This is a genomic window from Lysobacter sp. KIS68-7, from assembly GCF_021284745.1.
In the GTDB taxonomy this organism is placed as follows: domain Bacteria; phylum Pseudomonadota; class Gammaproteobacteria; order Xanthomonadales; family Xanthomonadaceae; genus Noviluteimonas.
In genome coordinates this window covers 1810569-1836656 of the sequence record NZ_CP089925.1, presented here as the reverse complement: position 1 = coordinate 1836656, position 26088 = coordinate 1810569, and the positions used below count along the sequence as shown (strand labels likewise).

35 protein-coding genes are annotated in these 26088 nt (G+C 65.4%); 21 read left to right on the top strand and 14 right to left on the bottom strand.

Annotated elements, in window-relative coordinates; genetic code table 11:
- Positions 1–49 precede the first annotated feature (49 nt).
- From LVB87_RS08885 to LVB87_RS08860, 6 genes are all read left to right on the top strand, one after another.
- Positions 50–628, top strand: coding sequence for a GNAT family N-acetyltransferase (locus tag LVB87_RS08885; RefSeq protein ID WP_232897631.1), 579 nt, complete (start codon positions 50–52; stop codon positions 626–628).
- A 114-nt stretch (positions 629–742) separates the two neighbouring features.
- Positions 743–4231, top strand: coding sequence for a transcription-repair coupling factor (gene mfd, locus LVB87_RS08880; RefSeq protein WP_232897630.1), 3489 nt, complete (start codon positions 743–745; stop codon positions 4229–4231).
- Between the two features lie 18 nt (positions 4232–4249).
- Entirely contained in the window at positions 4250–4708 is a 459-nt protein-coding gene (locus LVB87_RS08875; protein WP_232897629.1) for a DUF3592 domain-containing protein, read from the top strand.
- Between the two features lie 28 nt (positions 4709–4736).
- A complete protein-coding gene (locus LVB87_RS08870; protein ID WP_232897628.1) occupies positions 4737–5423 on the top strand; it encodes an endonuclease V in 687 nt (228 codons plus the stop codon).
- Between the two features lie 33 nt (positions 5424–5456).
- Positions 5457–5849 carry a hypothetical protein gene (locus LVB87_RS08865; protein ID WP_232897627.1) on the top strand — a complete coding sequence of 131 codons (393 nt, stop codon included), beginning with the start codon at positions 5457–5459 and terminating at the stop codon, positions 5847–5849.
- Positions 5850–5859: 10 nt separating this feature from the next.
- The gene (locus tag LVB87_RS08860) at positions 5860–6717 is read left to right on the top strand and encodes a pirin family protein (protein WP_232897626.1); all 858 of its coding nucleotides are present in this window, start codon (positions 5860–5862) and stop codon (positions 6715–6717) included.
- A 24-nt stretch (positions 6718–6741) separates the two neighbouring features.
- Here the strand turns inward: LVB87_RS08860 and LVB87_RS08855 are convergent, their stop codons facing one another.
- The 5 genes from LVB87_RS08855 to LVB87_RS08835 form a co-directional block, all read right to left on the bottom strand.
- Entirely contained in the window at positions 6742–7602 is an 861-nt protein-coding gene (locus tag LVB87_RS08855) for a pirin family protein (protein WP_232897625.1), read from the bottom strand.
- A gap of 79 nt (positions 7603–7681) precedes the next feature.
- Positions 7682–8326, bottom strand: coding sequence for a methyltransferase domain-containing protein (locus LVB87_RS08850; RefSeq protein WP_232897624.1), 645 nt, complete (start codon positions 8324–8326; stop codon positions 7682–7684).
- A complete protein-coding gene (rlmKL, locus tag LVB87_RS08845; RefSeq protein WP_232897623.1) occupies positions 8293–10443 on the bottom strand; it encodes a bifunctional 23S rRNA (guanine(2069)-N(7))-methyltransferase RlmK/23S rRNA (guanine(2445)-N(2))-methyltransferase RlmL in 2151 nt (716 codons plus the stop codon). The genes LVB87_RS08850 and rlmKL overlap by 34 nt, the downstream gene beginning before the upstream one ends.
- 1 nt (position 10444) lies before the next feature.
- Positions 10445–10972, bottom strand: a complete 528-nt coding sequence (locus tag LVB87_RS08840) for a hypothetical protein (protein ID WP_232897622.1) — start codon at positions 10970–10972, stop codon at positions 10445–10447.
- Positions 10969–11505 carry an MOSC domain-containing protein gene (locus tag LVB87_RS08835; protein WP_232897621.1) on the bottom strand — a complete coding sequence of 179 codons (537 nt, stop codon included), beginning with the start codon at positions 11503–11505 and terminating at the stop codon, positions 10969–10971. The genes LVB87_RS08840 and LVB87_RS08835 overlap by 4 nt, the downstream gene beginning before the upstream one ends.
- Positions 11506–11549: 44 nt before the next feature.
- Between LVB87_RS08835 and LVB87_RS08830 the strand changes: the two genes are divergently transcribed.
- Positions 11550–12098, top strand: a complete 549-nt coding sequence (locus tag LVB87_RS08830) for an N-acetylmuramoyl-L-alanine amidase (RefSeq protein ID WP_232897620.1) — start codon at positions 11550–11552, stop codon at positions 12096–12098.
- A 20-nt stretch (positions 12099–12118) separates the two neighbouring features.
- Here the strand turns inward: LVB87_RS08830 and LVB87_RS08825 are convergent, their stop codons facing one another.
- From LVB87_RS08825 to LVB87_RS08805, 5 genes are all read right to left on the bottom strand, one after another.
- Positions 12119–12592 (bottom strand): hypothetical protein, encoded by a 474-nt coding sequence (locus LVB87_RS08825; protein ID WP_232897619.1) that lies wholly within the window; start codon positions 12590–12592, stop codon positions 12119–12121.
- A 90-nt stretch (positions 12593–12682) separates the two neighbouring features.
- A complete protein-coding gene (locus LVB87_RS08820; protein ID WP_232897618.1) occupies positions 12683–13186 on the bottom strand; it encodes a hypothetical protein in 504 nt (167 codons plus the stop codon).
- A 52-nt stretch (positions 13187–13238) separates the two neighbouring features.
- Positions 13239–13670, bottom strand: a complete 432-nt coding sequence (locus LVB87_RS08815; RefSeq protein WP_232897617.1) for a hypothetical protein — start codon at positions 13668–13670, stop codon at positions 13239–13241.
- 19 nt (positions 13671–13689) lie between these two features.
- The gene (locus tag LVB87_RS08810; protein WP_232897616.1) at positions 13690–14610 is read right to left on the bottom strand and encodes an alpha/beta hydrolase; all 921 of its coding nucleotides are present in this window, start codon (positions 14608–14610) and stop codon (positions 13690–13692) included.
- An 80-nt stretch (positions 14611–14690) separates the two neighbouring features.
- Positions 14691–15164, bottom strand: coding sequence for a nuclear transport factor 2 family protein (locus tag LVB87_RS08805; RefSeq protein WP_232897615.1), 474 nt, complete (start codon positions 15162–15164; stop codon positions 14691–14693).
- A gap of 133 nt (positions 15165–15297) precedes the next feature.
- On the opposite strand from LVB87_RS08805, the gene LVB87_RS08800 reads away from it, so the two are divergent.
- Positions 15298–16038, top strand: coding sequence for a hypothetical protein (locus LVB87_RS08800; protein WP_232897614.1), 741 nt, complete (start codon positions 15298–15300; stop codon positions 16036–16038).
- A gap of 4 nt (positions 16039–16042) precedes the next feature.
- Here LVB87_RS08800 and LVB87_RS08795 read toward each other — a convergent pair whose 3' ends face one another.
- On the bottom strand, positions 16043–16408 hold the full coding sequence (locus tag LVB87_RS08795; RefSeq protein WP_232897613.1) for a cupin domain-containing protein: 366 nt from the start codon (positions 16406–16408) through the stop codon (positions 16043–16045).
- Positions 16409–16476: 68 nt separating this feature from the next.
- Positions 16477–17307, bottom strand: coding sequence for a universal stress protein (locus tag LVB87_RS08790; protein ID WP_232897612.1), 831 nt, complete (start codon positions 17305–17307; stop codon positions 16477–16479).
- Between the two features lie 104 nt (positions 17308–17411).
- On the opposite strand from LVB87_RS08790, the gene LVB87_RS08785 reads away from it, so the two are divergent.
- The 4 genes from LVB87_RS08785 (at position 17412) to msrB (ending at position 19773) form a co-directional block, all read left to right on the top strand.
- Complete coding sequence (locus tag LVB87_RS08785; protein WP_232897611.1) at positions 17412–18263, top strand: universal stress protein; 852 nt, start codon at positions 17412–17414, stop codon at positions 18261–18263.
- Between the two features lie 9 nt (positions 18264–18272).
- On the top strand, positions 18273–18965 hold the full coding sequence (locus LVB87_RS08780) for a VIT family protein (RefSeq protein WP_232897610.1): 693 nt from the start codon (positions 18273–18275) through the stop codon (positions 18963–18965).
- A 72-nt stretch (positions 18966–19037) separates the two neighbouring features.
- Positions 19038–19316, top strand: a complete 279-nt coding sequence (locus LVB87_RS08775) for a DUF2277 domain-containing protein (protein ID WP_232897609.1) — start codon at positions 19038–19040, stop codon at positions 19314–19316.
- Positions 19317–19323: 7 nt separating this feature from the next.
- The gene (gene msrB / locus LVB87_RS08770) at positions 19324–19773 is read left to right on the top strand and encodes a peptide-methionine (R)-S-oxide reductase MsrB (RefSeq protein WP_232897608.1); all 450 of its coding nucleotides are present in this window, start codon (positions 19324–19326) and stop codon (positions 19771–19773) included.
- A gap of 15 nt (positions 19774–19788) precedes the next feature.
- Here the strand turns inward: msrB and LVB87_RS08765 are convergent, their stop codons facing one another.
- Together LVB87_RS08765 and LVB87_RS08760 are read right to left on the bottom strand one after the other, a co-directional pair.
- Positions 19789–20082, bottom strand: coding sequence for a carboxypeptidase-like regulatory domain-containing protein (locus LVB87_RS08765; protein ID WP_232897607.1), 294 nt, complete (start codon positions 20080–20082; stop codon positions 19789–19791).
- A 172-nt stretch (positions 20083–20254) separates the two neighbouring features.
- Positions 20255–21136: a hypothetical protein gene (locus LVB87_RS08760; protein WP_232897606.1), complete on the bottom strand. Its 882-nt coding sequence runs from the start codon at positions 21134–21136 to the stop codon at positions 20255–20257.
- Between the two features lie 401 nt (positions 21137–21537).
- On the opposite strand from LVB87_RS08760, the gene LVB87_RS08755 reads away from it, so the two are divergent.
- From LVB87_RS08755 to LVB87_RS08715, 9 genes are all read left to right on the top strand, one after another.
- Positions 21538–21654 carry an excalibur calcium-binding domain-containing protein gene (locus LVB87_RS08755; RefSeq protein WP_343223426.1) on the top strand — a complete coding sequence of 39 codons (117 nt, stop codon included), beginning with the start codon at positions 21538–21540 and terminating at the stop codon, positions 21652–21654.
- A gap of 186 nt (positions 21655–21840) precedes the next feature.
- Entirely contained in the window at positions 21841–22131 is a 291-nt protein-coding gene (locus LVB87_RS08750; protein WP_232897605.1) for a hypothetical protein, read from the top strand.
- Positions 22132–22291: 160 nt separating this feature from the next.
- A complete protein-coding gene (locus LVB87_RS08745) occupies positions 22292–22450 on the top strand; it encodes a hypothetical protein (protein ID WP_232897604.1) in 159 nt (52 codons plus the stop codon).
- Between the two features lie 74 nt (positions 22451–22524).
- The gene (locus tag LVB87_RS08740; protein ID WP_232897603.1) at positions 22525–22797 is read left to right on the top strand and encodes a hypothetical protein; all 273 of its coding nucleotides are present in this window, start codon (positions 22525–22527) and stop codon (positions 22795–22797) included.
- 82 nt (positions 22798–22879) lie between these two features.
- Positions 22880–23584: a hypothetical protein gene (locus tag LVB87_RS08735; protein ID WP_232897602.1), complete on the top strand. Its 705-nt coding sequence runs from the start codon at positions 22880–22882 to the stop codon at positions 23582–23584.
- 50 nt (positions 23585–23634) lie between these two features.
- Positions 23635–23886 carry a hypothetical protein gene (locus LVB87_RS08730; protein ID WP_232897601.1) on the top strand — a complete coding sequence of 84 codons (252 nt, stop codon included), beginning with the start codon at positions 23635–23637 and terminating at the stop codon, positions 23884–23886.
- A gap of 77 nt (positions 23887–23963) precedes the next feature.
- The gene (locus tag LVB87_RS08725; RefSeq protein ID WP_232897600.1) at positions 23964–24398 is read left to right on the top strand and encodes a GNAT family N-acetyltransferase; all 435 of its coding nucleotides are present in this window, start codon (positions 23964–23966) and stop codon (positions 24396–24398) included.
- Positions 24399–24468: 70 nt separating this feature from the next.
- Complete coding sequence (locus LVB87_RS08720; protein WP_232897599.1) at positions 24469–25086, top strand: hypothetical protein; 618 nt, start codon at positions 24469–24471, stop codon at positions 25084–25086.
- A 413-nt stretch (positions 25087–25499) separates the two neighbouring features.
- Entirely contained in the window at positions 25500–25712 is a 213-nt protein-coding gene (locus tag LVB87_RS08715) for a hypothetical protein (protein WP_232897598.1), read from the top strand.
- The last annotated feature ends 376 nt before the right edge of the window (positions 25713–26088 follow it).

Genomic DNA, 26088 nt, shown 5'->3' with positions numbered 1-26088 from the left:
ACCCTCGCCCTAGAGCTGACTTTCACTTCCGGTCTGGCAATCTCGCTGAATGGCGGCCCGCAACCGACTCCCCCCGTGGCACGAGCACATCCGGCTCAGCAATGGCCGGGAGGTCCTCGTGCGCCCGATCCGACCGGCCGATGCCGATCCGTTGCGCCAAGGTTTCGCGCTGCTGGAGCCCGATGAAATCCGCCAGCGCTTCCTGCATGCGCTGAAGGAACTCTCGCCCGACCAGGCCGATCGCCTCACGCGCCCGGACGCAAAGCGCGAGTTCGCGCTCGTGGCCGCCGAACCGCTGCCGCCGGGCGAAGCGCTGGTCGGCGCCGTCGCGCGCGCGGCGATCACCGACTCCGGGCGCGAAGCCGAATTCGCGATCCTGGTCAGCCACTACATCGCGGGCATGGGCCTGGGCCGGCACCTGATGCGCCGCCTCGTGCGCTGGGCGAAGGGCCGCAAGCTCGAACGCCTGTGGGGCGACGTGCAGGAACACAACCAACCGATGCTCGCGCTCGCGCAGTCGCTGGGATTCCATCGCGAGGCGGCGCCCGAGCCTGGCCTGGTGCGCGTGGTGCTCGACCTGACGCCGGCACGCACGACGCACCACCACGAAACGCCGCAGGCGGCCTGACCCTGATCGGCATGACCTTGCCGCAAGGCCGGCGTTAGCCCCGATTCGCTACACTCCACGCCCCTTCCGCTGGCCGCGCATGCGTTCCGGCGGTGCCCTGCTTTTTTCGAACGCATGAACGACACGCCCCGACCGACCTTCCCCGCTCCGCCCCTCCCGCGCGCCGGCCAGGCGATCGCGTGGTGGCGCGCGCCGCATTCGCCGTCCGCACTCGCCTTCGCCATCGCGCGCGCCGCGGATGCGCACGACGGGCCGCTGCTCGCCATCGCGAAGGACAACCAGGGCGCGCACCAGCTCGAAGCGGACCTGCGCACGCTGCTCGGCGACGACGCGACGCTGCCGATCCTGCCCTTCCCCGATTGGGAAACGCTGCCCTACGACCAGTTCAGCCCGCACGCGGACATCGTGTCGCAACGTCTCGCCGCATTGCTGCGCCTGCCGACGCTCAAGCGCGGCGTGGTCGTCGTGCCGGTGCAGACGGCGCTGCAGCGCCTGGCGCCGGTGCGCTATGTGGTGGGCAATGCCTTCGACGTGAAGGTCGGCCAGCGCCTGGATCTCGATGCGGAGAAGCGCCGGCTGGAATCCGCGGGCTACCGCCACGTGCCGCAGGTGTTCGATCCGGGCGACTTCGCGGTGCGCGGGGGCTTGCTCGACGTGTATCCGATGGGCGCCGACGAGCCGTATCGCGTCGAGCTGTTCGACGATGAGATCGACTCGATCCGCGGCTTCGATCCCGAATCGCAACGCTCGCTCGACAAGGTCGATGCCGTGCAACTGCTGCCGGGCCGCGAAGTGCCGCTCGACGACGACGCGCGCAAGCGCGCCATGCAGGGCCTGCGCGATCGCTTCGACATCGACACACGGCGCAGTGCCTTGTTCCAGGACTTGAAAGCGGGGCTGGCCCCGGCGGGCATCGAGTACTACCTGCCGCTGTTCTTCGACAAGACCGCCACGCTCTTCGATTACCTCGGCGAGCGCATGCTGCCGGTCGTGTGCGAAGGGGCATTGGCGAGCGCCGATGCGTTCTGGTCGCAGACCGCCGATCGCTACGAACAGCGTCGCCACGACATCGAACGGCCGCTGCTGCCGCCGACGGAGTTGTATCTCTCGCCCGAAGGCCTGCGCGAACGCCTCAACACGCTCGCACGCGTGGATGTCGTCGGTGGCGACCAGGCGAAGGCGGCGAAAGCGCAGGCGCTGGGTGATCAACCCGCGCCCGACGTGCCCGTTGCCGCGCGCGAGACCACCGCTGCGGGTGCCTTGAAGACCTTCCTGTCGAGTTACCCAGGCCGCACGCTCGTCGCTGCCGATTCCGCGGGCCGTCGCGAAGCGCTCATCGAAGTGCTGCAGGCCGCGGACGTGCACCCGAAGGTGGTGGCCGACTGGGCGACGTTCGTCGCGTCGAAGGATCGCTTCTGCATCGCGGTGGCGCCGTTCGAAGACGGCTTCGCGCTCGATGCCGACATCGCCGGCACGCCGCTGGTGGTGCTCACCGAACGCCAGCTCTTCCCCGAGCGCGCCGCGCAACCGCGTCGCCGCAAGCGCGTTGGACGCGAACCCGAACAGATCATCCGCGACCTCGGCGAGCTCACCGAAGGCGCGCCGATCGTGCACGAGGACCATGGCGTCGGTCGCTATCGCGGCCTGGTCACGCTGGAAGCCGGCGGCACGCCCGGCGAATACCTCGAGATCGAATACGCGAAGGGCGACCGCTTGTACGTCCCGGTCGCGCAGCTGGATCGCATCTCGCGCTACTCAGGCGCCTCGGCCGAAACCGCCCCGCTGCATTCGCTCGGTGGCGAGCAGTGGACGAAGGCCAAGCGCAAGGCCGCGGAGAAGGTGCGCGACGTCGCCGCCGAACTGCTCGAGATCCAGGCCAAGCGCCAGGCGCGCGCAGGCCTCGCGCTCGACGTGGATCGCGCGATGTACGAACCCTTCGCGGCCACCTTCCCGTTCGAAGAAACGCCCGACCAGCACGCCGCGATCGAAGCAGTGATCCGCGACCTCTCTTCCTCGCAGCCGATGGACCGCGTGGTCTGCGGCGACGTGGGCTTCGGCAAGACCGAAGTCGCGGTGCGCGCAGCCTTCGTGGCAGCCGCCGCGGGCAAGCAGGTGGCCGTGCTCGTGCCCACTACGCTGCTGGCCGAGCAGCACTACCGCAATTTCCGCGACCGCTTCGCCGACTGGCCGATCAAGGTGGAAGTGCTCTCGCGCTTCAAGAGCACCAAGGAGATCAAGGCCGAGCTGGAGAAACTCGCCGAAGGCAAGATCGACGTCATCGTCGGCACCCACCGCCTGTTGCAGGGCGACGTGCGCTTCAAGGACCTCGGCTTGGTCATCGTCGACGAAGAACAGCGCTTCGGCGTGCGCCAGAAGGAAGCGCTGAAGGCGCTGCGCGCGAACGTCCACCTGCTCACGCTCACCGCCACGCCCATCCCGCGCACGCTCAACATGGCGATGGCCGGTTTGCGCGACCTGTCGATCATCGCCACCCCGCCCGCGCATCGGCTGGCGGTGCAGACCTTCGTCACGCCGTGGGACGGCGCGTTGTTGCGCGAAGCGCACCAGCGCGAACTCGCGCGCGGCGGCCAGGTGTACTTCCTGCACAACGACGTGGAAACCATCACGCGCATGCAGCGCGACCTGCAGGAGCTGGTGCCCGAAGCGCGCATCGGCATCGCGCATGGCCAGATGCCCGAGCGCGAACTCGAACGCGTGATGCTCGACTTCCACAAGCAGCGCTTCAACGTGCTGCTGTGCACGACGATCATCGAATCGGGCATCGACATCCCGAACGCCAACACCATCGTGATGAACCGCGCCGACAAGTTCGGCCTCGCGCAGCTGCACCAGTTGCGCGGCCGCGTCGGGCGTTCGCACCATCGCGCCTACGCCTACCTCGTGGTGCCGGACAATCGCAGCATCACCGTCGATGCGCGCAAGCGCCTGGATGCGATCGCCTCGATGGACGAGCTCGGCGCGGGCTTCACCCTCGCCACGCACGACCTGGAAATCCGCGGCGCGGGCGAGCTGCTGGGCGAAGACCAGAGCGGCCAGATGGCGGAAGTGGGCTTCAGCCTCTACACCGAACTGCTGGAACGCGCGGTGCGTTCGATCCGCCAGGGCAAGCTGCCCGACGAAGATCCGTCGTTCGAACGTCGCGGCGCGGATGTGGTGCTCAACGTGCCGGCGCTGATCCCCGAGGATTACCTGCCCGACGTGCACGCGCGCCTGACGCTGTACAAGCGCATCAGCAGCGCGCGCAACGCCGACGAACTCCGCGACCTGCAGGTGGAGATGATCGATCGCTTCGGCCTGTTGCCGGATGCGGCCAAGCACATGTTCGCCATCGCCGAGCTCAAGTTGCACGCCACGCAGATCGGCATCCGCAAACTCGACCTCGGCCCCACCGGCGGGCGCCTGCAATTCGAGGCCAAGCCGGACGTCGATCCGATGACGGTCATCCAGATGATCCAGAAGCAACCGCAGCACTACGCCATGGACGGCCCGGACAAGCTGCGCCTGAAGCTCGACCTGCCCGACGCGACCGCGCGGGTGCAGGCGGCCCGGGGCTTGCTGGCGGCGTTGCAACGGGCGGCGTGATCCGGCGAGGATCGCGGCATGGGACAGATCGCGTTCTTTGCCTCGCTCCTCCTCCTCGCCCTCGCCGCCCGCGAGCTGTGGAAGATCCACATGGGCCTGGAATCGCGCGCGTGGGAGCACACCACCGGCGTGGTCTCCAAGGTCTGGGTGGAAGACATGCCCGACCTGGAGTTCGAAAACGACCCGTTCCGCGACCAGGAAGGCACGCACTCGGTGCATGCGCACTATCGCTACAACGTCGGCGGACGCTGGTTCCAATCGCGGCGACTGAGCTACCGCGCGACCGCCTGGATCCGCTTCCGCGAGGCGCTGGAGATGATCGACGGGATGAAGGTCGGCAAGGAAGTGGACGTGTTCTACGACCCGCGCAAGCCGGAGCGCGCGGTGCTGATCCCGGGCAGTTCGACGGCCAACATCGTCTTCCTCGGCCTGTACCTGGTCGTCGCCGCCATCCTTTTGTTCACCGGGCTGCGCTGAGGCGCGCGCCGGGGACTATGCTTCCCCGATGACCCGCAAGAAGACCGACACCTGGGACGGCACCGTCGCCCAAGCACACGCGCTCCAAGAGGCGCTGGTGCAGCGCGTGCAGTTGAAGGACGGCTTCGCGAAGCCGCTCAATACCATCGGCGGCGTCACCGTCACTGCGGAAGACGAAGGCGCACGCCTGCGCGCGGTGGCGGTGCTCGTGGATGCGGAGTCGCTGGACCTGATCGATGCGCAGGTCGCGCACGTGAAGGCGACCACGCCCTACGTGCCCGGCTTCCTCTCCTTCCGCGTGATGCCCGCGCTGCTCAAGGTCGTGTCGATGTTGCCCGCGGCCCCGGACCTCGTGCTGTTCGACGGCGACGGCATCGCGCATCCGCATCGCTTCGGCATCGCCTCGCATTTCGGCGTGGCCACCGGCTTGCCCACGATCGGCATTTCCCCGCGACCGTTGCTGGGCACGGCCATGGAGCTGCACACGATCCGTGGCGCCTACGTGGCCCTGCGCGAGCACGGCCAGCAGATCGGCTGGTTGCTGCGCAGCCAGGCGAAGGCGCCGCCGATCGTCGTCTCGCCGGGGCACCGCGTGGCCATGCCGTCCGTGGCGGACCTGTGCATGCGCTTCACCACCGACGACCGCATACCCGAACCCCTGCGCCTGGCGCAGGCGTTCACCACCACCACGCCGCCCCACGCGAAGGCGGGCTAGACTCGGGCGTCTCCCACGGATGCCGGAGTCGTCATGGTTCGCACGGTCGCTGCATTGCTTGCCGCCTTCGCCTTGTCTGCCTGCGCGAGCGCGACACCGCACGAGGACACCCGCATGCGCTCGATCACGGCAGGCACTTCGGTTTCCATGCACCAGGGCGAAACCGTGCGCCTGCCCGATGGCGCGACGCTGAAATACATCGACGTGCCGCAGGACTCGCGTTGCCCGCCGAATGCACGCTGCATCCGCGCAGGCGATGCCGACATCCGTTTCGAATTCGCGACCGTCGGCGGCACCGTCGCACCGATGACGGCCAACCTGCCCGAAGCGCCGTCGAAGAACATGGGCGCGTGGCGATTGACGGTGGAAGACCTCGCGTTCGGCGAAGTGCAACCCGTCACCGTCCGCATCGATCCCGCACAGTGAGGCCCACGCCATGACCGTCCTCGTCGCTCCCAGCGTCCACGATCTCGGTGGTTTCCAGGTCCGTCGCGCGGTGCCGACGATCAAGGCCCGCAGCGTCGGGCCGTTCGTCTTCGTCGACCACATGGGCCCGGCCGTGTTCGAACCGGGCCGCGGCATCGACGTGCGCCCGCATCCCCACATCGGCCTGGCCACCGTCACGTTCCTGTGGGAAGGCACCATCCGCCATCGCGACACGCTCGGCAGCGTGCAGGACATCCAACCGGGCGACGTGAACTGGATGACGGCCGGCCGCGGCATCGCGCATTCGGAGCGCACGCCCTTGGACCTGCGTGGCGCGCCGCATCCGGCGCACGGGATGCAGACGTGGGTGGCCTTGCCGAAGTCGCACGAGGAAAGCGAACCGGCGTTCTTCCACCACGACCAGGCGTCGCTGCCGCGCATCGAATTACCCGGCGTCGTGCTGCGCGTGATCGCGGGCCGCGCGTTCGGCGAGGAATCGCCGGTCGCGGTGTTCGCGGATACGTTCAACGTCGCGGTCGACATGGCCGCGGGCGCGGAGTTCGAAGTCGACGCGCGCGCGGCCGAGCGTGCGCTCTACGTGTTGCAGGGCGACGTGCAGGTCGACGGCGCGGACATTCCCACGCAACACCTGCTCGTGCTCGATCCCGGCGTGCGCCACAAGCTGCGCGCACGCACGCCGGTGAAAGCGATGCTGCTGGGCGGCGAACCGCTCGATGCGCATCGCCACATGTGGTGGAACTTCGTGTCCTCGTCGAAGGACCGCATCGAACAGGCGAAGGCCGATTGGCGCGAAGGCCGCTTCGGCCAGATCGAGGGCGAGACGGAGTTCATCCCGCTCCCCGAGTGACTGCGCGTCAGAACTTGCCGGACCTCAGAACTTCCCAGACTGGAAGTCGACGAAGGCCTGCATGATTTCTTCCTTCGTGTTCATCACGAACGGACCGTAGCGCGCGACCGGCTCATGCAACGGACGCCCTGCGACGAGGATCAGACGCCCACCCTTCGCACCGGCCTGCACGGCGAAGGTTTCACCACCGCCGAGCACCGCGAGTTCCTGAGACGACAACGCACGCGCTTCCTCGCCATGGCCGACGCTGCCGTCGCCTTCGAAGAAGTACGCGAACGCGTTGTGCCCTTCCGGCAGCGCGTATTCCCACGACGCACTCGGCGCCAGGGTGATGTCGAGATACACCGGCGACGTCGCCGGCTGCACGATCGGCCCGCGCGCACCATCGACTTCACCCGCGATGATCTTCACGTCCACGCCCGCCGCCGGCTGGACATGCGGCATCCGCGCATCGGGAAATTCCTGATACTGCGGCGCGTCCATCTTGTTGGTCTTCGGCAGGTTCACCCACAACTGGAAACCGCGCATGCGGCCTTCCTGCTGTTCCGGCATCTCGCTGTGCACCAGGCCACGGCCCGTGGTCATCCACTGCACGCTGCCCGGCAGGAGCAACCCTTCGTTGCCGTGGTTGTCCTTGTGGCGCATGCGCCCGTCGAGCATGTAGGTGACCGTTTCGAACCCGCGATGCGGATGGTCCGGGAAGCCCGCCAGGTAGTCCTCGGCCTTGTCGGTGCCGAACTCGTCGAGCAGCAGGAACGGATCCAGCATGTCGAGCTGCGGCGAACCGATCACGCGGGTGAGCTTGACGCCCGCGCCATCGGACGCGGCCTGGCCGCGCAGCTTGCGGGCCACGCGGGCGTAAGAGGTTGCGGTGGTGGTGGCCATGGGGACCTCCTGTGGTGAAGCCGGAAGGTTGGGGTCGGCCTCGCGTGGCCGCCAGTGTCGCTGGTGGAACGCAGGGTTGTCAGGCGCGCCCGGCCGATGCGGCCAGCTCGTACACGTAGACGGTCGCCGGAGGCACGTTGCGCAGGACGAAGTCGCCACGATGCGCGCGCAGGCCCAGGCCCCGCACGACTTCGTCGGCCACCGGCGCCTGCGGGCCATAGGTGAACTGGATGAAGCGGCCGCCTTCGCGCAGGGCAGCGAAGGCCTGCTGCAGGATCGCGCGCTGCATCGACACGGGCATGGCCAGCAGGCCCAGGCCCGAGATGACTGCATCCACCGGTCCGGCCGCGAGGTAACCGCAGCGTTCGGCGACGTGCAGCAGTTCGGTGGCATCGCCCAGCGCGATGTGCACGGTGGGGTATCGCTCGTGCAGGTGTTCGTGCAGTTCTTCGTTGAGCTCGACGACCAGCAGCGAGTCACCGTGGATGCCATGCGCGAGCAGCGCGCGCGTGAGGGCGCCGGTACCACCGCCCAGTTCGATCACGCGCGTGGTGCCGGGCGGCAGCTCGGCGACCATCGCGGCCGCAAGTTCGCGACTGGAGGGCAACACGGCCGCGGTGCGCAGCGGGTCGCGCAGCCACTGGCGGAACAGGGTCCACCAGTGGGGGTGCCGCGATTCCCGCGCTTCCATCAGCTTGCCCCAGGTCTCCGCAAGCGCCAGCAACGATGGATGCGGGCATCGCGCGCGAAGTCGGGCGGGATCGTCGATGCGCTCACGTCCTCGATGTCCGCGACATCGGCGAGCGCTTCGGTGTCCAGGCGGAAGCGGCGGTAGTTGTTCGAGAAGTACAACGCACCATCGGGCGAGAGCCGGTGCATGGCCGCGCGCAGCAGGCGCACGTGTTCGCGCTGCACGTCGAAGTCGGCGGCGCGCGCGGAGTTCGAGAACGTCGGCGGGTCGCAGAAAATCAAGTCGTAGTCCCCGCGGTCGGCCAGCAACCATTGGATCGCATCCGCCTGCACGAGGCGGTGACGGCCGCCGCTGATGCCGTTCTGCTGCAGGTTGTCCGACAACCACTGCAGGTAGGTGCCCGACAGATCCACGCTCGTCGTGCTTGCCGCACCGCCGCGCGCGGCCTGCACCGTCGCCGCGCCCGTGTAGCAGAACAGGTTGAGGAAGCGTTTGCCCTGCGCCTCGCGCGCGAACTGCAGGCGCAAGGGCCGGTGGTCGAGGAACACGCCGGTGTCGAGGTAATCGAAGAGGTTCACGCGCAGCAGCGCATCGCCTTCGCGCACCACCAGGAATTCGTTGCGCCGGTCGAAGCGGCCGTACTTGCTGCCGCCCTTGCCGATGCTGCGCGTCTTCAGCGCAATGCGTTCCTTCGGCAGCGCGAACACCTCGCGCGTCGCGGCGAGCAAGGCGTTGAGGCGCTGGCGCGTGGTGGCTTCGGGAATCTCCGCGGGCGCGGCGTATTCCTGCACGTGGAGCCAGGTCTCGCGCGTATCGGCAGTGGTGTAGACGTCGATGGCCGCCGCGTATTCCGGCAGGTCCGCATCGTAGGCGCGGAAGCAGTCCACGCCTTCGCGATCACGCCAGGACTTCAGCTTCTTCAGGTTCTTGCGCAGGCGGTTGGCGACCATCTGCGCGCCTTCGGACAGCACCGGCGGCGGTGCGCCCGGATCGCGCTGCGGTGGCGCAACCGGATCGCAGACGATCAGGCTGCATTCGAGCGCGCCGTTGAACAGCTGGTATTTCTTCGCGGCGCGCAGGCCAGTGGCGCGCGCGAGCTCGTCGTCGCCGCACAGCAGGCTCGCGCGCCAGTTGGGAACCGTGCGGCGCAATGCGTCGCCCAAGGCACGATACAGGGCCGGATCGGCGGCGAGGCGCGCGTCGTAGGGCGGATTGCACACCACCAGGCCGCGCTCGGAGACATCCTCGGCCATCAGCAGCGTTTCGATCGCGGCGGTGCGCAGGTCGATCGCTTCGACGACGCCGGCGGCCAGCGCGTTGTCGCGCGCGGCGCGCAGGATGCGTTCGTCGATGTCGCTGCCGAAGAAGACGGGGCGGAGTGCAGCGACGCCACTGTCGCGGCGCGCCTTCGCTTCCTCGACCAAGGTGTGCCACAGCGCCACGTCGAAGCCACGCCAGCGCGTGGGCGTGCCGTCGCCGTGTCGCTGCAAACCAGGCGCGACATCCGCCGCCATCAACGCGCCTTCGATCAGCAAGGTGCCGCTGCCGCACATCGGGTCGAGCAGCGCGCCGCCGTCGCGATACAGCGCAGGCCAACTGCCGCGCATCAGTACCGCCGCAGCGAGGTTTTCCTTCAAGGGCGCTTCACCCTGCGCGCGGCGCCAGCCCCGGCGATGCAACGGGCCACCGCCGAGATCCACCGACAGCACCGCCCTGCCCTTGCGCACCACCAGGTTCAGGCGCAGGTCCGGCGCTTCGACGTCGACATCCGGCCGCGCACCCGTGCGCTGGCGCAGCGTGTCGACGACGGCATCCTTCACGCGTTGCGCGGCGTATCGCGCATGCGTGATGGCGTCGCCGGAAACGTGCGCATCGACGGCGAGCGTATGCGTTGCCTCCAGGTGCTGCGGCCAATCGACCGCGAGCGCGCCGGCGTACAAGGCATGTTCGTCAGCGCAGTCGAACTCCGTGAGCGGCCACAGCACGCGACTGGCCAGGCGCGACCACAGCACCGCGCGTTGCGCATCGGCGAGCGTGCCTTCCACGTTGACGCCGGCCATCGTGGCGGTCGCGCGCGTGCAGCCGAGCGAGAGCAGCTCGTCCGCCAACAGGTATTCCAGGCCCTTGCCGCAGCTTGCGAAGAATTTCATGTCACAGCTTCGCAAGCAGCGCGCCGAAGGCTTCGGCGCTGGCGGTGACGTGGTCGGAGAGGCGGTGCCCGTCGTCCACCATCAGCAGCGATGCACGGCGCGCCTGCGCCCAAGCGATGACATCGCGTGCGGGGATCAGTTCGTCGTCCCATCCGTGAATGATGCTCGTGGGAACGCGTGCCGCATCGATCGGATGCTTCGGATCCAGCAGGATCGGCGGCGCCATCAGGAACAGGCCCTTCACATCGACCTGCAAGGAGACGCGCCCGGAAATCCACGCACCGAGGCTCGAACCGGCGAGCACGAGCGGTCCCTTCGCAGCGGCCGCACGCGCGATGCCCAGCAAGCGCTCCAAGCGCGCCGCCACGTCACCGAGTTCGCTGACCTCGCGCTTCGCATCGAGGTCCGTGAAATCCGGACGCTCGCATGTCCAACCCAAGGTTTCGGCAACGAGCGCGAGCGCCGTCACCTTGGTCGCATCCGGGCCGCTTTCGAACCCGTGCGAAAGAATGCAATGACCGCGCATCACTCGGTTCCTTCGAAGCTGAAATCTTCCGTGACCCCTTCCAGCGCCTGCACCGTGTCGCCGACGCGGAACGTGCCGCCCTCGACGATCCGCGCGCACAAGCCGCCCATGCCGCGCATCGCGTTGAAGCCACCGGGCCCCAGGGCCGCTTCCATGCGCGAACACGGATCGCAGGTGCCGGTGCCTTCCAGCACGACGTCACCAATGCGGAAGCGCCGCCCCTTCAAGGCGAGCAACGGAATACCGGAGACGACCACGTTGCGGCGCAGGAGCGCCGGCGCGACGTCGTGGTGGCCGGAGAGCGATGCGATGACGGGCAGGTGCTCGGCCTGGATCAGCGTGACGCCGCGCTTGCCGCTGCCGCCGCTGTAGCGGTCGCCGGTGAGCCCGCCGCCGGCCGTCGCGTTGGCCGCGTCGGCTTCCTGCATGCCGACATCGCGCTTGGGACGCAGGCCGATCCACTCGACGCGGCCGTCCCGCGGCAGCGTGGACATCAGCTTGCCGAGTGCGGAACCGGGGGGTGGCGTGACGGGCATGGCGCGGCATCGGGGGAACAGGACGCGATGCTAGCATCGCCGCCATGCCGACCCTGCCGCTGCCCTACGCCTCGCGCCTCGCCGCGCGCCCCGAATCGCAGATCGACCTCGTCGTCCTCCATTGCACGGAGCTGCCGGACCTGGCGACGGCCCGGGAGTATGGGGAGCGCATCCACTACGACGAATCGGGCACGGGGAACAGCGGGCATTACTACATCGACCGGGACGGGTCGGTGCATCAGTGGGTGCCGCGCGATCGGGTGGCGCACCACACGCGTGGGTACAACGCGCGGTCGGTGGGCATCGAGCTCGTCAATACGGGGCGCTATCCACGCTGGCTGGACGCGGGGCACCAGGCGATGGACGAGGCGTATACCGAGGCGCAGATCGTGGCGTTGATCGGCTTGCTCGGGACGCTCGCGTCTGAAGTGCCTTCGCTGCGCTTCGTTGCGGGGCATGAAGACCTCGATACGACCGAGGTCGAGGCGCACGACGATCCAGGCAGGAGGGTGCGTCGCAAGCGCGATCCTGGGCCGTTGTTTCCGTGGGAACGCGTGATGGCGTCGGTGATGCTTGAACGCTTGATGGCCTGACGAGTCCGCTTGGGTCTGCGTCAAAGCCTGGTGCACACCCATGGCTCGCCAATCCAAGCCCCAAGAAAGGCCGTGTCGTCCATCGTGCGTTGCTTGCCGTCGAAGGCGCGGATCCATTCGCGGTGCACACCGTCGCTGTGCGGCAGCGTTGCCTGGATCGCCTGCACCTCTTTTCGACCGTAACGCGGGCTGGACGTGGAGAGCACTTCGGACACCAGGATCGTGGACTCGAGCTCGTCGCCTTCGATCCGCCAATTTCCTTCCTCGTGCAATCGCATCGACAGATACCCGACGACGCCGTTGCCGGCGGAAAATGACGACGTGACGACACCTTGATAGGAGTGATCGGCGCGGTACTCGATCGTCGACAACGTTTCGTCTTCTCCGCCCGACACCCGGCGCTTCGACGGATCGCACGACCATTTGCCAATAAGTTGCGCCTCCGTCATGGGCGGCGCCTTCTGCGAACACGCGGCGGAGAGTGCCGCGATCACGGCAAACAAACATAGATGTCGCATGACGATCCCCTCGATGCGGCCCAGTCCAGGGCCGCAAGGACACGTAGTCCGGTCATCCCCTTCAAGTCATCCCGGCTCGCGAGATATCCGGCGAGCTTCTTCAGGCGACTGAACCGCTCGCCCATTGTCGTCGACGATCATGCATGCGCCTTCGCCCACCCGCCAACCGGGCATCCCGTGGATGGCAGCAGCGTACTTGTCCTCGAAATCTCGCGCGCGCACGAAGTCCTCGGATGATTGTCTGATCATCACAGTGACGGAGAAGCAGTTCGGATCCGAGCGATTGTCCAGCGCCACCAGCACGGTCGAGGCCTGGTCCTCGTAGGCGCGGTCGAAAATCTTGTGCGCGGGATCAATGGGGATAGGACTATCGGACTTGAAGCCAAGCGCTACGATCTGGGCTTCCATCTCCGAAATCGCCTGAACTCGGCTAACGCCGGCTGCCGGATTGACGTAGTGCCAGGCGACGCCTTTCCAGGATTCCCTCTCACCTACGCGCACGCAGCCGGTGAGTACGAGCAGTAGCGACAGATGCCAAGCATTTCGGGTCCACCGAGGAATCAACCCCATACGATGCTCCTGTCGATTTATCGGCCAAAAATGGACATGTGCCCGCCCTTCGCTAGCCATTGCCGGGGATAGCCAGTTGATGCTCGTCTGCGTGATTCCATGCCTTGAGTGTCACAGTCCCGGCGGGCTCGTTCCAATTCGCCGACTGCAACGAGCTCGGTGTTGGGAAACTGAGAAGCACCTGCGGCTGATGCCAACCTGGGCGGAAGGCTACGACCGAACCCGTCGACACGTCCTGCCACAAGGCGATCGATCCGGATGGCGCGACGGACATGCCGTCGCACTGCCCAAAATCCCGCGCCTTGTAAAAGCAATGTCGGAAGTGACCGACGCCTTCGAAACCGAAGTCGCCGGAAACTTGCAGCGTCGCATCGCAAAACCCGCCGCCACGCAGATTGCGCTCTTCGACGCCGGACAAGCCGCCGGCGCACGTTGCGCAACCCGTTAACAGGGCAATGACCGACAGCGCGGCGGGGTTTCTCATGCGCCCAAGCGTATGCAAGCTACCTGCGGCCAACAAGACCGCGGCGGTGACCTGCGTATCCAACACCGCCAACTCCCAACACGGCCAGGCACTCGTCGAACCGGTTCCAAACGATGGAGAGGTGACCCTCCTCGGGGAACAGATGCCAATGGGCGGAAGGAATCGTGCGCGCCAGATAGCGGCCCATCGTTTCGGGCACATGGCGGTCGGCGCCGCCCTGGAACACATGCGCGGGGACGCGAATGTCCTCCAGCCGGTACGGCCGCGGCTGCGCGATCAGTCGCGCCTCCTGCATCGCCGCACCGATGCCTTGGCGATAGGCCTCGGCCATGCTGGCTACGAAGTGCCGCCCCACGTCGGGTTCGGCGTCGAGCACGGCGCGGTCAGGCGGCGTCAGCAAACCGGCCACCATGCGCAGCGCGCGATCCGGATCGCCGCGGAAGACGCTTCGATCCAGCAGGAACATCGGGCTGGCCAGCCACGGGTGGAGCTTCGCCAGGCCGAACATCGCCTTGAGCGCCGGCATCTGCGTGCGTCGGATCTCCGGACGATCCATCGGCCCCATGCCCGCCAACAGCGCGACGCGGCCGATGCGGTGCGGCAGTTGCGCCGCGCACGCCAGCGCGTACGCGCCACCGCACGACACGCCGATGACATCGAATCGCGAATGCCCCAAGTGGTCTGCGAGCGCCTCCACCTGCGTCGACCAATCCATCAGGGAGCGGCCAGGCATGGCAGACGACGCGCCGAAACCAGGCCGGTCCGCGGCCACGAGGCACACACCGGCGGCCGCAGCCTTGCGGTGGACCATGGCCGCGAACAGCCGGCTGTTGGGGAACCCGTGGAAGAAATGCACCGGCCGGCCGTTCGGCGCGCCGTACAGCGAGTAGGCCAATTTGCCGTCGCCGGGGAGCGACAGGATGTGGGTCGGGACGCGCATGTGAGGGCAAAGGGGATCGGGGGGACGGTTCTGAAATTAACCGTCGACCCAGATTTTTTGCCTACTTTTTCTTCCGGCAATCAGTCATTGGCGCGGTGCCCGTAACTCAGCACCCGCGTGATCAGCCAATGCCCGTCCTGATTGCTCCACACGATCACGAAATCCGCGATCCCCTCGCACTTGCCTGTGTCGAACTGGCAGAAGCGATGCGTGCCCTGCTCGATCGCGCCGAAATCCTTGATCGGAAACACCTTGAGCGTGCCCGGCACCAGCTCGCGACGGAAATGGCCACACACATGCTGCTCCGTGTTCGCGATCATGTCCTGCCGCGACCAGGTGACGCCACCGGTGTCGTGATAGAACTCGACGTCAGGCGCGAAGTAGCTGGCGTGCTTCTGGAGTTGCTCCGGGGCGCTGCAATGGTTGAAGGCGTCGAACACGGCGGTGTCGAGCGCTGAGATCGTGTCCGACAGTGCGGCGTCGGGTTGTTCGGCAAATGCCCCCGGCGCAGTGACGACAGCCAAGGCCGCGAACAGCGGGATCAGTTTCTTCATGTGGACTAGTCCCCGGGGTGGAGCCCCCATTGTCGCGCGAAGCGGGGCCCGAGCTGCCCCCCAGCGGACCGCTCCGCGCACCGCCCTGCGTTATGCCTAGCAAGGCCAGTCCAGGCCGCGGGAGGGGAGTCCCATGGAAATCAGCATCGACGTCTGCCTCGAGCCGGCACGCGTGGCCCGGGCGCTCCTTGCGGCGTTCGCACTGCTCTTGCTGGCGCACTTCGCCGGCCTGTATCTGACCTTCGCGCTCCACTACGGCGACCCGTACGGGCTCATTCGGATGTTCAACCTTGCCCTCGAGCGCAACGTCCCGACGTTGTTCGAATGCTGCCTCTTCCTTCTCGCCAGCGCGCTGTTCCTCCTGCTCGCGAGGCTGCCCGCGCGCGACCCGAAGGAACGCAGGCTGTGGCTGGTCCTGGCGGCGACATTCCTGTTTCTCGCCGCTGACGAAGGTTTGGCCATCCACGAGCGACTCATCGGGCCGGTACGCACGCACCTCCATACGAGCGGATTGCTGTTCTTCGCCTGGGTCGTTCCCTATCTGGTCGCGGTGCTCGCACTCGCGATGTGGGCCACGCCGAAATTCTGGCGCCTCGGCAATCGCTTCCGAATCCTGTTCGGCCTCTCGGCCGTCGTGTTCCTGTCCGGCGCCGTCGGCATGGAGATGTTGGGCGGCCAGTACTACCAGGCGAACCACGAAACGGTGGATCTCACCTACCGCCTGTACCAGACGATGGAGGAAACCCTGGAGGCCATGGGCCTGATCCTGCTGGTTTACACGCAGCTCGCGCTCATTCGGACCCGTGCCACCGAGGCCAGCTTCCGACTGTCCTTCGGGCTGGAAGACCGCCTGCCAAGCGCGCAGGTGCCTTGAGGCGCTAATCCCCCGTCGGCGCCACGCCCGCCCGCTCGATCATCAACACCACAGTGCGCCCGCGTGCATGCGGGAAATGCATGACGCCCATCGGCACGGTGAACGCCTGTCCGGGTTGCAGCGTGACCATGCGATCTTCGAGTTCGATGTCGAGCTGGCCTTCCATGACGAGGAAGAATTCGTCGGTGTCGTCGTGTTTGTGCCAGTGGAAGTCGCCGTCCAGCACGCCGAGGCGCACCCAGGTGTCGTTGACGGCGCAGAGCGTGCGGTTCCACCACGGGCTCTGCGCGGCGCCGATGGCGGCGATGTCGAAGTCGGTGCCGACGGCGTGGAGGATGGTGTCGGTGTCGATGTCGTATGGGCGGTTCATGGCGTGGTTCCTGCGTTGATGCGGTTCAAGCGCCATGCGCATGGTAGTCCTGCCGGGGCCTCCTGGCCTCAGTGCGAAAACAGCACCGGAAGTTCGAGCGATTCGATCAAGTCCCGGGTCGCGCCGCCCAGCACCCATTCCCGCATGCGCGAGTGACCGTAGCCGCCCGCGACAATGAGGTCCGCCCCACGCTCCGCGGCGTGCAGCCGCACCGTGGTGGCGACGCTCATGGTGCCTGAAGGACGACGCGTCACGCGAACGTTCAACCCACGCTCCGCCAGATGGGCGGCGATGTCGGCACCTGGCTCGTCGCCGTGGCCCAGGTCACCGATTTCGGGATCGACCACCAGGACTTCGACTTCCCTTGGCGAGAAGAGCGCAAGCGCATCGTGGATCGCGCGCGTGGCCTCCCGCGTGGGCTTCCATGCGAGGAGCAGCCTGTCGAAGCGGCAAGATGCGATGTTGGCCGGAACCACCATCACGGGACGCCCGGACTCGAACAGGAAGGCATTGAAGAAAGCGTGCGCGATCGATGCATCGTCGCCACGCGGTTTCGCAATGACGGACAGATCGGCGTAACGCGCCTGGAGGGTCAACGCTTCGGGGGCATCGAACAGGCGCGTGCGATCCATGCGCACGTCTGAAGCGATTTTCGAATTCGCCATTCGACGACGAAGTTCTTCCGCCCGCTTCGTCGCGCGGATCTCCACTTCTTCGAGGACCTGCGCGAGCACCGGGCCGGGCGCGAAGCCCCAGGGCGCGGCAACGGCCTCCGGCACAGCGACGGGGACGGAAATGATGAGCCTGGCGCGATACGCGTCCGCGATTTGTTCGGCGATCGCAAGGGTCGCATCGTCGGTGCTTGCGCCCGTCACCGGAAAGAACAGGTCCTTGAGCATGTTCGCACCTCAGTGAGGAGGTCGGAATCACGATGCGCGCCCGTGGAGCGGCGTTCCTTGATCCAGATCAATGGAAAGGGGCACGAACCGTGATGGAGTCAAGCTTGGAGGTGCTGCGTATGCTTCGCGACATCCTGCTGCCGCTGACCGGAACCACCGGAGATGACACGGCCTTGCGCTATGCGCTCGGACTGGCCGCCACGCGCGACGCCCATCTGACGGTCCTTGTCCCTGTCCAGTATCCGACGCCGATGCCCAGCCCCTGGGGAATCGCGCCGGACAAGGTGATTGCTTCGATGACGGGCCACATCGACGCGGATGCACAGGCCCGCGCGCAAGCGATCCGGGAGTCGGTGGGCGACGCGCCTTGCTCCTGGGACGTCGTGGTCGATGCGCCGACCTACGATGAAATGCGCGCCTGCGCGCGCCGGGGAAGGATCGCCGACCTGTGCGTCATCCCAGCGCCGATCCGCGGTGCCGACGACGCGTCGTTCGCTCGTGCGTATTTCAGCGTCATGCTCTTCGAGAGCGGCCGACCGCTCCTCGTCGTGCCGGCGGAGTGCGCCGCGCCTTCGCGCTTCCACCGGGCAACGGTGGCGTGGGACTCGAGCATGGAAGCATCGCGTGCACTGCATGGTGCGATCTCGCTCGGCATCTTCGACCACCAGACGGCACTCGAGTGCGCGATGGTCGATGCTTCACCAGGCGCGAATTCGGCGACGGCACAACCATTGCAGGATCACCTGTCCCGACACGACATCGCTCCCACCGTGACGCACCTGACTTGCAACGGACAATCGGTGGCGACGCGACTCCTGATCCATGCAGCCCACTCGCGTTCCCAGCTCCTGATCGCCGGCGGGTATGGTCATTCACGCCTGCGAGAATGGCTGCTGGGTGGCACCACCCGCGATCTTCTGGCCGGGACGCCGATCCCCATCCTGTTCGCGCATTGAGGAGCACGCATGCCCCATCTCCACGCCGAGTGGCACAAGGCTTCACGAATTGGTTGGCTGCGCGCCGCGGTGCTCGGGGCGAACGATGGCGTTATTTCAACCGCCAGCCTGATGGTCGGCGTCGCCGCCACGGGTGCCGGATCGGCGGCGGTGTTGACGGCCGGCGTCGCAGGACTCGCGGCTGGCGCGATGTCGATGGCTGCGGGTGAGTATGTCTCGGTCCAATCGCAGGCCGATACCGAAAAGGCGGACATCTCGCGGGAAACGCGGGAACTCGAATCGCAGCCGGACCTGGAGCGCGCGGAGCTGGTGGCCATCTACCGCCGTCGCGGGCTCGACGAACAGCTCGCCACGCAGGTCGCAGATCAACTCATGGCGCACGACGCCCTGGGTGCACATATCCGCGACGAACTGGGCATCACCGAAACCTTGCGCGCGCGTCCCGTGCAGGCGGCGATTGCATCCGCACTCTCGTTCGCCGTTGGCGCGACGCTTCCTGTCGTTGCGTCGGTGGTCTCCACGGCCAACGCCGCGACGTGGATTACGCTGACCACGCTGCTTGCGCTGCTTGGCCTGGGCGGTGTTGCTGCGTATGCAGGCGGCGCATCGATCGTCAGAGGGGCACTGCGCGTCGCATTCTGGGGTGCGCTGGCAATGGGGCTGACCGCCGGGGTGGGGCGCCTGTTCGGTGCCGCAGTCTGACCAGCAATCATTCATGGGCGATCACACCCACGGGTCTAATATCTGCAAAGCCGAGCCCGTCCCGGAGGCGCCATGTGCAGGAACATCAAAACCCTTTTCAACTTTGCCCCACCGGCAACGGACGACGAGATCCGCGCCTCGGCCGTGCAATTCGTGCGCAAGCTGAGCGGGTTCAACGCACCATCGAAGGCCAATGAGGCGGCGTTCAACCTGGCCGTGCAACAAGTCAGCGATGCGGCCAGGACGCTGATCGATTCGCTGACCACCTTCACCCCGCCGAAGGACCGCGAAGTCGAGCGCAACAAAGCGGCGATGCTTTCTGCCAAGCGCTTCGGCGCACCGGTCCGTTGAGGTCCCCATGCCCGAATACACCAAGAACCCCGATGCCATCGCCAGGCTCACCCGCGAGCAATACCTGGTGACGCAGGAAGGCGCCACCGAGCGCGCCGGCAGCGGCGCTTTGCTGCACGAAGATCGCCCGGGCATCTACGTCGACATCGTGTCGGGCGAGCCCTTGTTCGCCTCGTCGGCGAAGTTCGAGTCGGGCTGCGGCTGGCCCAGTTTCACCAAGCCGATCCAGTCCGGGCACATCAAGGAGCTGAACGACACCTCGTACGGCATGGTGCGCACGGAGGTGCGTTCGACGCATGGCGACAGCCACCTCGGCCACGTGTTCGACGACGGCCCGCGCGACCAAGGTGGGTTGCGTTACTGCATCAACTCCGCGTCCCTGCGCTTCGTCCCCTTGGAGGAGATGGAAGCGGCGGGATACGGGGCTTACATCGACCAGGTCGAACGCGTGCGCTGAGCGCACGCGGCGAAACTACTTCACCCGCGCCGCCGACCCCACGCGCACTTCCACCGACGACTCGGTCGTCGTGCCGTCTGCGTGCGTCACGGTGACGATGTAGCTGCCGACCGGCACGGACCGCAGCTGGAACTTGCCGTCCTCGTCGATCTTGAGCTCGCGGTGGAAGCCGGTGTCGGATCCCTTGACGTCGATGACGTCGCCGGTGACCGCGGTACCGACGATGCTGCCCGAGGAATGCTGGGCGTGGGCGGCCGATGCGACGGTCATCAGGGCCGCGAACGTCAGGGCAATGCGCTTGCTGGACATGCAGGACTCCTTGGAATGAACGCGGAGTCTCGCGGGACAGGCGGGGTCGGGAATTGTGCCGTTGGTCATTGTCAGGCCATTTTCATGGGTCACCAGGTGAGCGTTGGCAACCAGCCAGACAGGCGAACCGCTAGCCCCGTCGGCAATGCGGGGGTGCTTACAGCGCTTGAGATTACGGCTGGCACTCCGCTCGAATCGAACGAATGACGTCATCGCGCGTGGCCACCTGCAGCCAGCACGATGCGTCCTTCGCGACGTACTCGAAGAAGCGTCCATCCTCGCGATCCGCCACGACCGGTGCGCCATACATCGCAGTTGCGCGCGCAAGCGGCATTCCCGGGCAGATGCCGGACGGCGTGCACTGCGTCGGAGATGTGCTGAGCACCTCGTAGATCCGCGTTGGCAGATCGGGATGACTTGCTACCTTTTCGATCCATACCGTCAGGCCGCGGTACTCCAATTGCCGGCCTTCGCCAGTGTCGGACTCCCGCACGGGGGATCCCATTCGTGCAATCAAGCCCGGGTACGGCAGGCCCAGGCTTGCGACGCCCAGCGCAAGTTCGTCCTGGGTGAGCTCGGGCTTCCGACCGTCGGGTGTCGCGTCTACAGGCACGCCATACGCTTTCCCAAACTCCTCCATGCCGAGGAGGTGCGAGAACTCGCTCCGACCCGTAAATCCTGCGTCAGACAGCTCTCCTCGAAATCCAGGCTCCGCATCGCACAAGGCGGTCGACAGCAAGATCAGCAGATTGCGGCCTTGGATCGAATACGCGGGTTGGCTGAGTCGCTTGCGATCTCCCGCGATGACCTGCAGTTGCTTCCATTCGCCTCCCGAGCACGTACTCGCAATGCGGTCCGTGACTTCGAAGACGAACGCGCTTTCGATTCCCCCGTTCTTGTTCAACGCGATGAAGGACCACGTGGCGCCGGGGTGCCACGCGGCCGGCGTCGTTGCCCCGGCAAGCATCTTGAAGCGCGAAGTGGAGTCTTCGACCGACTGCTGTGTGCCTTGCGAAGCGCAGCCCGCCACGCCGAATGAAAGCAGCAACAACATTGGGAGCATGCGATGCACGAGATCTCCGACGTCCGTCCCCTCGGCCGTTTATATCAGGGGGGCGTGGCCTACTCCACCGCGCGTCGTCTGAACCCGATGCTGCAGCGCCAGGCTGGGTGACCACATTCGCCCCATAGCGGACATCCGAGAAAAATTCTTAAGGCGGTCGCATCGGGAACGCGCTAATTGGCCCCTTGAGAACCTGAGAGGCGGAACTGGTGAAGAAGCTCCTGATCCTTGTCCTAGTCGCTGGCATCGCCTGGTTCGGGTATGCAAAGTACAGGTCGCCATCTGCGAACGGCTCCGCTTGGCAACGGCCTGAAAGCACGGCATCCCCCTCGATTCCGCTAGCTCGCGAAGACAAAGCCGCCGCCTCATTGTTCAAATGCGACGGGCGCACTATGTGCTCCCAAATGACTTCTTGCGCTGAAGCGACGTACTTCGTCCAGCACTGCCCCAACACCAAGATGGACGGCAACAACGATGGCGTTCCTTGCGAGCGGCAATGGTGCAACTGACCGCGGCGAAGGACTCTGATTGGCCCATCTGTGCTTATGGCGACGCTGCCATCGTCACCAGGTGACCGCTAACGACCCAAAGCGGACATTGGGTCTAGGCGACCGAGCGGCCGTGCGTGTGTTGTTGGTCGACCGCCGCTTGCTTGGGCTAGCGCGGACTCAGAGGGTTACATAAGTGGTCGTCACATGAGACAACCTCACCCCTTTCCCGAGATTTATATCGACCTCAACGCAGCGATGATCGAACGCGGCTACTTGCTGTGTCGCGGCTCTGTGGACGATCTGGCCAAGTTGGGCTTGACGCCCGCTGACGCCGTTGGGATGCGCTTTACGTTCGTTCAAGACGAAGTAGATGAGCAGGGCAATCCTGACGACATCATGTTCAATGGCATCGTGATCCACGATCCGAAGTGGGGCCACCTGGCGTTCGCTGACGAGGACGGGGTCTACTGGCGCTCTGAAGTTGCCAAGTTGTAAGTTGGCCAACTGAGTGTCCGCTTCTGGCCGATAGCGGACACTCGCTCCACGCTCTCGACTTCACTCCAACCCCATGCACCGAGAATTGCTCATCCCATTCTGGTTCACGACAACCCCGGGCTTCGGGTACGGGGTCACCGCTGCGTCGCAAGACGACGCAATGCAGCTGCTTAGCGATTTCGGGTACCCGCGCCCGGGCGAGAAGATCGTCGAAGTTTTATCGGACGTGGAGTTCAGCGCCCTTGATCAGAATCACGTCGTTCCGAATGCCGGCCCTATCGTGATCCGCGGCGTCTGGTTTCCATTGCACAACCTGTAGACGCCGAATGTCCGCTTCTGGCCGAAAGCGGTCATCCCTTACGGCTTCCCTCACTTGGAACCAGAGAAGCATCGATGCGCGTTGACTTGGCTCTCTTTGACAACAACGATGCGCTGCTAGCCCGCACTGAAATCCGTGTCGGCGCCGAGCAGGTCGTCAGCACTTGCCCCGCGTTTCGGGCCACGCACAAGCTGGGTCAGGATGCGGCGGACATCGTCCTGTCCGAGTTCCCTGCGCACATCGACCTCAGGACCGTCACTCTGGACATGCCAATCCACGAGCCCGCAGATTGGGAGTCGATTGACTTGGGGAGATACACGCTCGCCTTCTGGTGCCGGCTTGACTAGTCAAGGGAACGAGTGACCGCTTCTGGCCGAAATTGAACGTGGTCCGGTAGGCTGCACGAATGACCCGCGCTGATGAACTCGCATGAACCTTTGCGACAACGTCTCCATCCTGATCACATCGACGCCCCCTGGGGAAGCGCCCCTGTGGGTCCGGCAGACATGGGTCGGCCTGTCCTTGCCGCTCGCACAAACCTGCTCGCACGCACACACTCATCACACCTTCGGCGTTCTGACGCGCCCTCGAACTCGCGTCGGCCAATGGTTCGCCCGCATGTTTCGTCGAACCGCGCGCGGGTCGGGATACCTGGTCGAAGCACAAGCAGCCATCCATCTCCTCGCTGACGTTGACCCGGTCGCGGCGAACTGGTGGCGTGAGCACGCGCCACACTTGATGCAGCCGGGCCAGTACTTTCTTTTTCAGGTAGGCGTGGCTCAACTCGCGCCTCGCCGGACGCGACCGCCATCTCCGCCCGACCTGCTCGCTGACATCACGCTTGTTTCCGGCCTGGTTCGAGGACGCCGGAGTGGCTGGCGCCCAAACAATGACTTCGGTCTAAAGCATCTCGGGCATACGATGTTCAACGACGCGCATATCGAGTTCCTCGACTGCCAAGAGGTCCAGCCAGGTCAATCCGCAAGGGCGGAGTTGTGGTTTCTGGCGCCGGACCTGCAGGCCGGACGACTGAGGCCGGGATTCGAATTCACCGTTCACGATGGCAGCCCCATCGTCGTCGCGCATGGCGTGGTGATCAGTGTGCTGCGGCAGGAACTACTTGCCTCCAATTAGCCGCCATTCGTTCGCGCCGAAGCGCGATGTCCGGTCGAGGGTTAGACAGCATGAAAGATCTTAGACATCCAATCCCTAAGTGGGTGACGTCTGGCAAGACGATCCGACAGCTCATTGAGGAACTGCAGACATTCGAGAACCAAGACATGCCCGTCCGCATGTCATTGGACGATGGCGCAACCCATCACGGCATCAGCTTGGTCATGAAGCGCGTCAATGCACTGTGCTTACTTATCAATAGCGAGCACTACTACGAGAATGGATGGCAAGATTCCATGGATGGCCAATTGCCTGATGCGTAGCGATTCGTTATTGCCCGCTATTGGCGACCCTAAGCGGACATCAAGATATTGTGCTGCAGGGACTCTCGGGTGACGCAATGACAGACCTTCGCATCTCCAACGACAAGGCCGAGTTGGACATCCCGCTCATCCATCGCTTCCTCTCGGAGGAAACGTATTGGGCCAAGGGCATTCCACTCGCCCTGGTGCGGACCTCCGTCGAGCACTCGCTCTGCTTCGGCGGTTACCTCGCGGATACCCAGGTGGCATTCGCGCGCGTCATTTCGGACTACGCCACGTTCGCCAACCTGGTGGACGTCTTCGTCCTCCCGGAGCACCGCGGCAAGGGCTACGGCAAGGTGCTCATGGATGCCGTGTTCTCGCACCCGAGGCTCCAGGGACTCAGGCGCTTCACGCTCGCCACGGGCGACGCGCACGGGCTGTACGCGCAGTATGGTTTCACTGCCCCACTCCACCCCCGGACCCTCATGGAGCGGTATGTCCCGGGCGTTTATACCGATGCGCCTCGGTGATCGCTTTCGAGCCAAAGAGGTCACGCGTTCGACTATTCTGCGCCCGTCTATAGGCCAAGGCGCCACAGCCATGCTTCGTCGCGGGGTTCTTTGCCTCCTGTCACTCGCCGCTGTTTCCTGCACGAATCCCCTGCCCTTCGGTCCCGGCCGGGTTGACGTCACACTCGAAGACGCCTCCATTCAAGTTCTCGAGAACGAAGCAATCTTTCCCGAAGATGTGTTTGCCGAAAGCCGACACGTGCCGAGGCAGGTGATCCAGTTCCGCATTTCCAGCCGAACTGACCTTCTCAAATACTTCAAAGACTGGGATCGCCAGCTTCAGGTGCGTTGCTCAGTCGAGGGCAGCGCCAACGGCCGCGCGTATCACAGCATTGGGTATGGAGGTCTGCACAAGTGCGCCGAGGACGGAGGGAGGGAGTGCAAACCCACTCCAGGGCGCTACCGTTACACCGTGTACTCGTTTATCGACTTGGAAGCCAACGACGACGAGTACGCAAATGGAAAGCCAGCGACAACACTGGGCCTCAAGACTGATCGCTTCGAGTCGTTGAAGTGCCACCTTATCGGGGTACAGAAGGCGCCAGTCCTCTTCCCCCGGTCGAACGATTTTTTCGTCTCTGCTTGGGAATTTCAGAACCTGCTTCGCGAGACAGTCATGCCTGGCAAGCAACCGGCTCAAAGCCGCTAAACCACTTGCTCAGTGGAGGCAAGAATGGCTGCTTCTGGCCGAAAGCAAGCTCCTGGCCCATGTGGTGGCTTCCGCGCCCTCTGAGTGACCGCTTTCGACCCAAAGCGGACATTCAAAGGCGCTGCCCAGTAGACCGGCCATGCATCGCCTTGTTAGCCGGGACTAAGTCCCGTAATTTGCAGTCCCGATCCTCCCGTCCGGTCTATCAGGCATTCAAAGCCATGCAGAGAACGGTCATAGCTTCCGGGCTTGCGGCAAGCACAGTCGCCGTACTTGTCGGCTTCTCGCTTCTGTCGTTCTCGGCCACTCCGTGCGCATGTGAATCACCCATCGTGTTGGTTCTGGCATCAGCTGGCCTGCCGACCTCTACGCCATATGAGGTCTCGCCAGATCCGTCTCGCCTGGAGGTCGGAATGGATAAGAACCTGCAAGGCCAGGTCGTTCGTGCCGGCGACGATGACTACTACTTCTCCATGTGCACCCAAGACTCTCCCCGTCGCGTTACATGCAGAGTCGTCACGGGTCAGTCCAAGCTGCAAGAACGTGGATATCTGATTCATCTCGACACCGACAGCGGTGGAGCATTCCAGAAGAGTCATGTTTCCCGCTTTACGGGATGGCTCTAGCGAAAGTTGAATGTCCGCTTTTGGCCGAAAGCGGACAGTCGGTCCTTTCGATTGCTTCCGGGAGTCTGAGTGACCGCTATCGACCCAAAGCGGACATCACGTTTGGACCAGGCACCCGCCGCGTCCGTTCCGGGAGCAACCACCCGTCATTACCGCTTCCATGGGTCCGGCGGGCCGTCGGGATGCCAAGGGTCAGCATCGGCCGAGCGTCGCCTGCACAGGGGCGTAGCCGATAGCTTTGGCCAGCCGACCCTCGTTGTCGCGGAAGCCGTGCCGAGGAGGTTCCACAGGATTGCCCGTGCACGAGAGCGGCGCTGCGTCAGCGATTGATACTTCATTTCGGGGACATGTCTGCACAGCTTTCCGCGCAGCGGCG

Coding starts and splice junctions, on each gene's coding strand:
- LVB87_RS08745 (WP_232897604.1), top strand. CDS start 22,292: ATGCAGCTGCTTAGCGATTTCGGGTACCCGCGCCCGGGCGAGAAGATC.
- LVB87_RS08725 (WP_232897600.1), top strand. CDS start 23,964: ATGACAGACCTTCGCATCTCCAACGACAAGGCCGAGTTGGACATCCCG.
- mfd (WP_232897630.1), top strand. CDS start 743: ATGAACGACACGCCCCGACCGACCTTCCCCGCTCCGCCCCTCCCGCGC.
- LVB87_RS08855 (WP_232897625.1), bottom strand. CDS start 7,602: ATGGCCACCACCACCGCAACCTCTTACGCCCGCGTGGCCCGCAAGCTG.
- LVB87_RS08730 (WP_232897601.1), top strand. CDS start 23,635: ATGAAAGATCTTAGACATCCAATCCCTAAGTGGGTGACGTCTGGCAAG.
- LVB87_RS08815 (WP_232897617.1), bottom strand. CDS start 13,670: ATGAGAAACCCCGCCGCGCTGTCGGTCATTGCCCTGTTAACGGGTTGC.
- LVB87_RS08765 (WP_232897607.1), bottom strand. CDS start 20,082: ATGTCCAGCAAGCGCATTGCCCTGACGTTCGCGGCCCTGATGACCGTC.
- LVB87_RS08860 (WP_232897626.1), top strand. CDS start 5,860: ATGACCGTCCTCGTCGCTCCCAGCGTCCACGATCTCGGTGGTTTCCAG.
- LVB87_RS08835 (WP_232897621.1), bottom strand. CDS start 11,505: ATGCCCGTCACGCCACCCCCCGGTTCCGCACTCGGCAAGCTGATGTCC.
- LVB87_RS08885 (WP_232897631.1), top strand. CDS start 50: ATGGCGGCCCGCAACCGACTCCCCCCGTGGCACGAGCACATCCGGCTC.
- LVB87_RS08755 (WP_343223426.1), top strand. CDS start 21,538: ATGTGCTCCCAAATGACTTCTTGCGCTGAAGCGACGTACTTCGTCCAG.
- LVB87_RS08865 (WP_232897627.1), top strand. CDS start 5,457: ATGGTTCGCACGGTCGCTGCATTGCTTGCCGCCTTCGCCTTGTCTGCC.
- LVB87_RS08780 (WP_232897610.1), top strand. CDS start 18,273: ATGCCCCATCTCCACGCCGAGTGGCACAAGGCTTCACGAATTGGTTGG.
- LVB87_RS08750 (WP_232897605.1), top strand. CDS start 21,841: ATGAGACAACCTCACCCCTTTCCCGAGATTTATATCGACCTCAACGCA.
- LVB87_RS08760 (WP_232897606.1), bottom strand. CDS start 21,136: ATGTTGTTGCTGCTTTCATTCGGCGTGGCGGGCTGCGCTTCGCAAGGC.
- LVB87_RS08810 (WP_232897616.1), bottom strand. CDS start 14,610: ATGCGCGTCCCGACCCACATCCTGTCGCTCCCCGGCGACGGCAAATTG.
- LVB87_RS08805 (WP_232897615.1), bottom strand. CDS start 15,164: ATGAAGAAACTGATCCCGCTGTTCGCGGCCTTGGCTGTCGTCACTGCG.
- LVB87_RS08870 (WP_232897628.1), top strand. CDS start 4,737: ATGACCCGCAAGAAGACCGACACCTGGGACGGCACCGTCGCCCAAGCA.
- LVB87_RS08775 (WP_232897609.1), top strand. CDS start 19,038: ATGTGCAGGAACATCAAAACCCTTTTCAACTTTGCCCCACCGGCAACG.
- rlmKL (WP_232897623.1), bottom strand. CDS start 10,443: ATGAAATTCTTCGCAAGCTGCGGCAAGGGCCTGGAATACCTGTTGGCG.
- LVB87_RS08720 (WP_232897599.1), top strand. CDS start 24,469: ATGCTTCGTCGCGGGGTTCTTTGCCTCCTGTCACTCGCCGCTGTTTCC.
- LVB87_RS08740 (WP_232897603.1), top strand. CDS start 22,525: ATGCGCGTTGACTTGGCTCTCTTTGACAACAACGATGCGCTGCTAGCC.
- LVB87_RS08715 (WP_232897598.1), top strand. CDS start 25,500: ATGGATAAGAACCTGCAAGGCCAGGTCGTTCGTGCCGGCGACGATGAC.
- LVB87_RS08800 (WP_232897614.1), top strand. CDS start 15,298: ATGGAAATCAGCATCGACGTCTGCCTCGAGCCGGCACGCGTGGCCCGG.
- LVB87_RS08735 (WP_232897602.1), top strand. CDS start 22,880: ATGAACCTTTGCGACAACGTCTCCATCCTGATCACATCGACGCCCCCT.
- LVB87_RS08820 (WP_232897618.1), bottom strand. CDS start 13,186: ATGGGGTTGATTCCTCGGTGGACCCGAAATGCTTGGCATCTGTCGCTA.
- msrB (WP_232897608.1), top strand. CDS start 19,324: ATGCCCGAATACACCAAGAACCCCGATGCCATCGCCAGGCTCACCCGC.
- LVB87_RS08790 (WP_232897612.1), bottom strand. CDS start 17,307: ATGCTCAAGGACCTGTTCTTTCCGGTGACGGGCGCAAGCACCGACGAT.
- LVB87_RS08795 (WP_232897613.1), bottom strand. CDS start 16,408: ATGAACCGCCCATACGACATCGACACCGACACCATCCTCCACGCCGTC.
- LVB87_RS08830 (WP_232897620.1), top strand. CDS start 11,550: ATGCCGACCCTGCCGCTGCCCTACGCCTCGCGCCTCGCCGCGCGCCCC.
- LVB87_RS08875 (WP_232897629.1), top strand. CDS start 4,250: ATGGGACAGATCGCGTTCTTTGCCTCGCTCCTCCTCCTCGCCCTCGCC.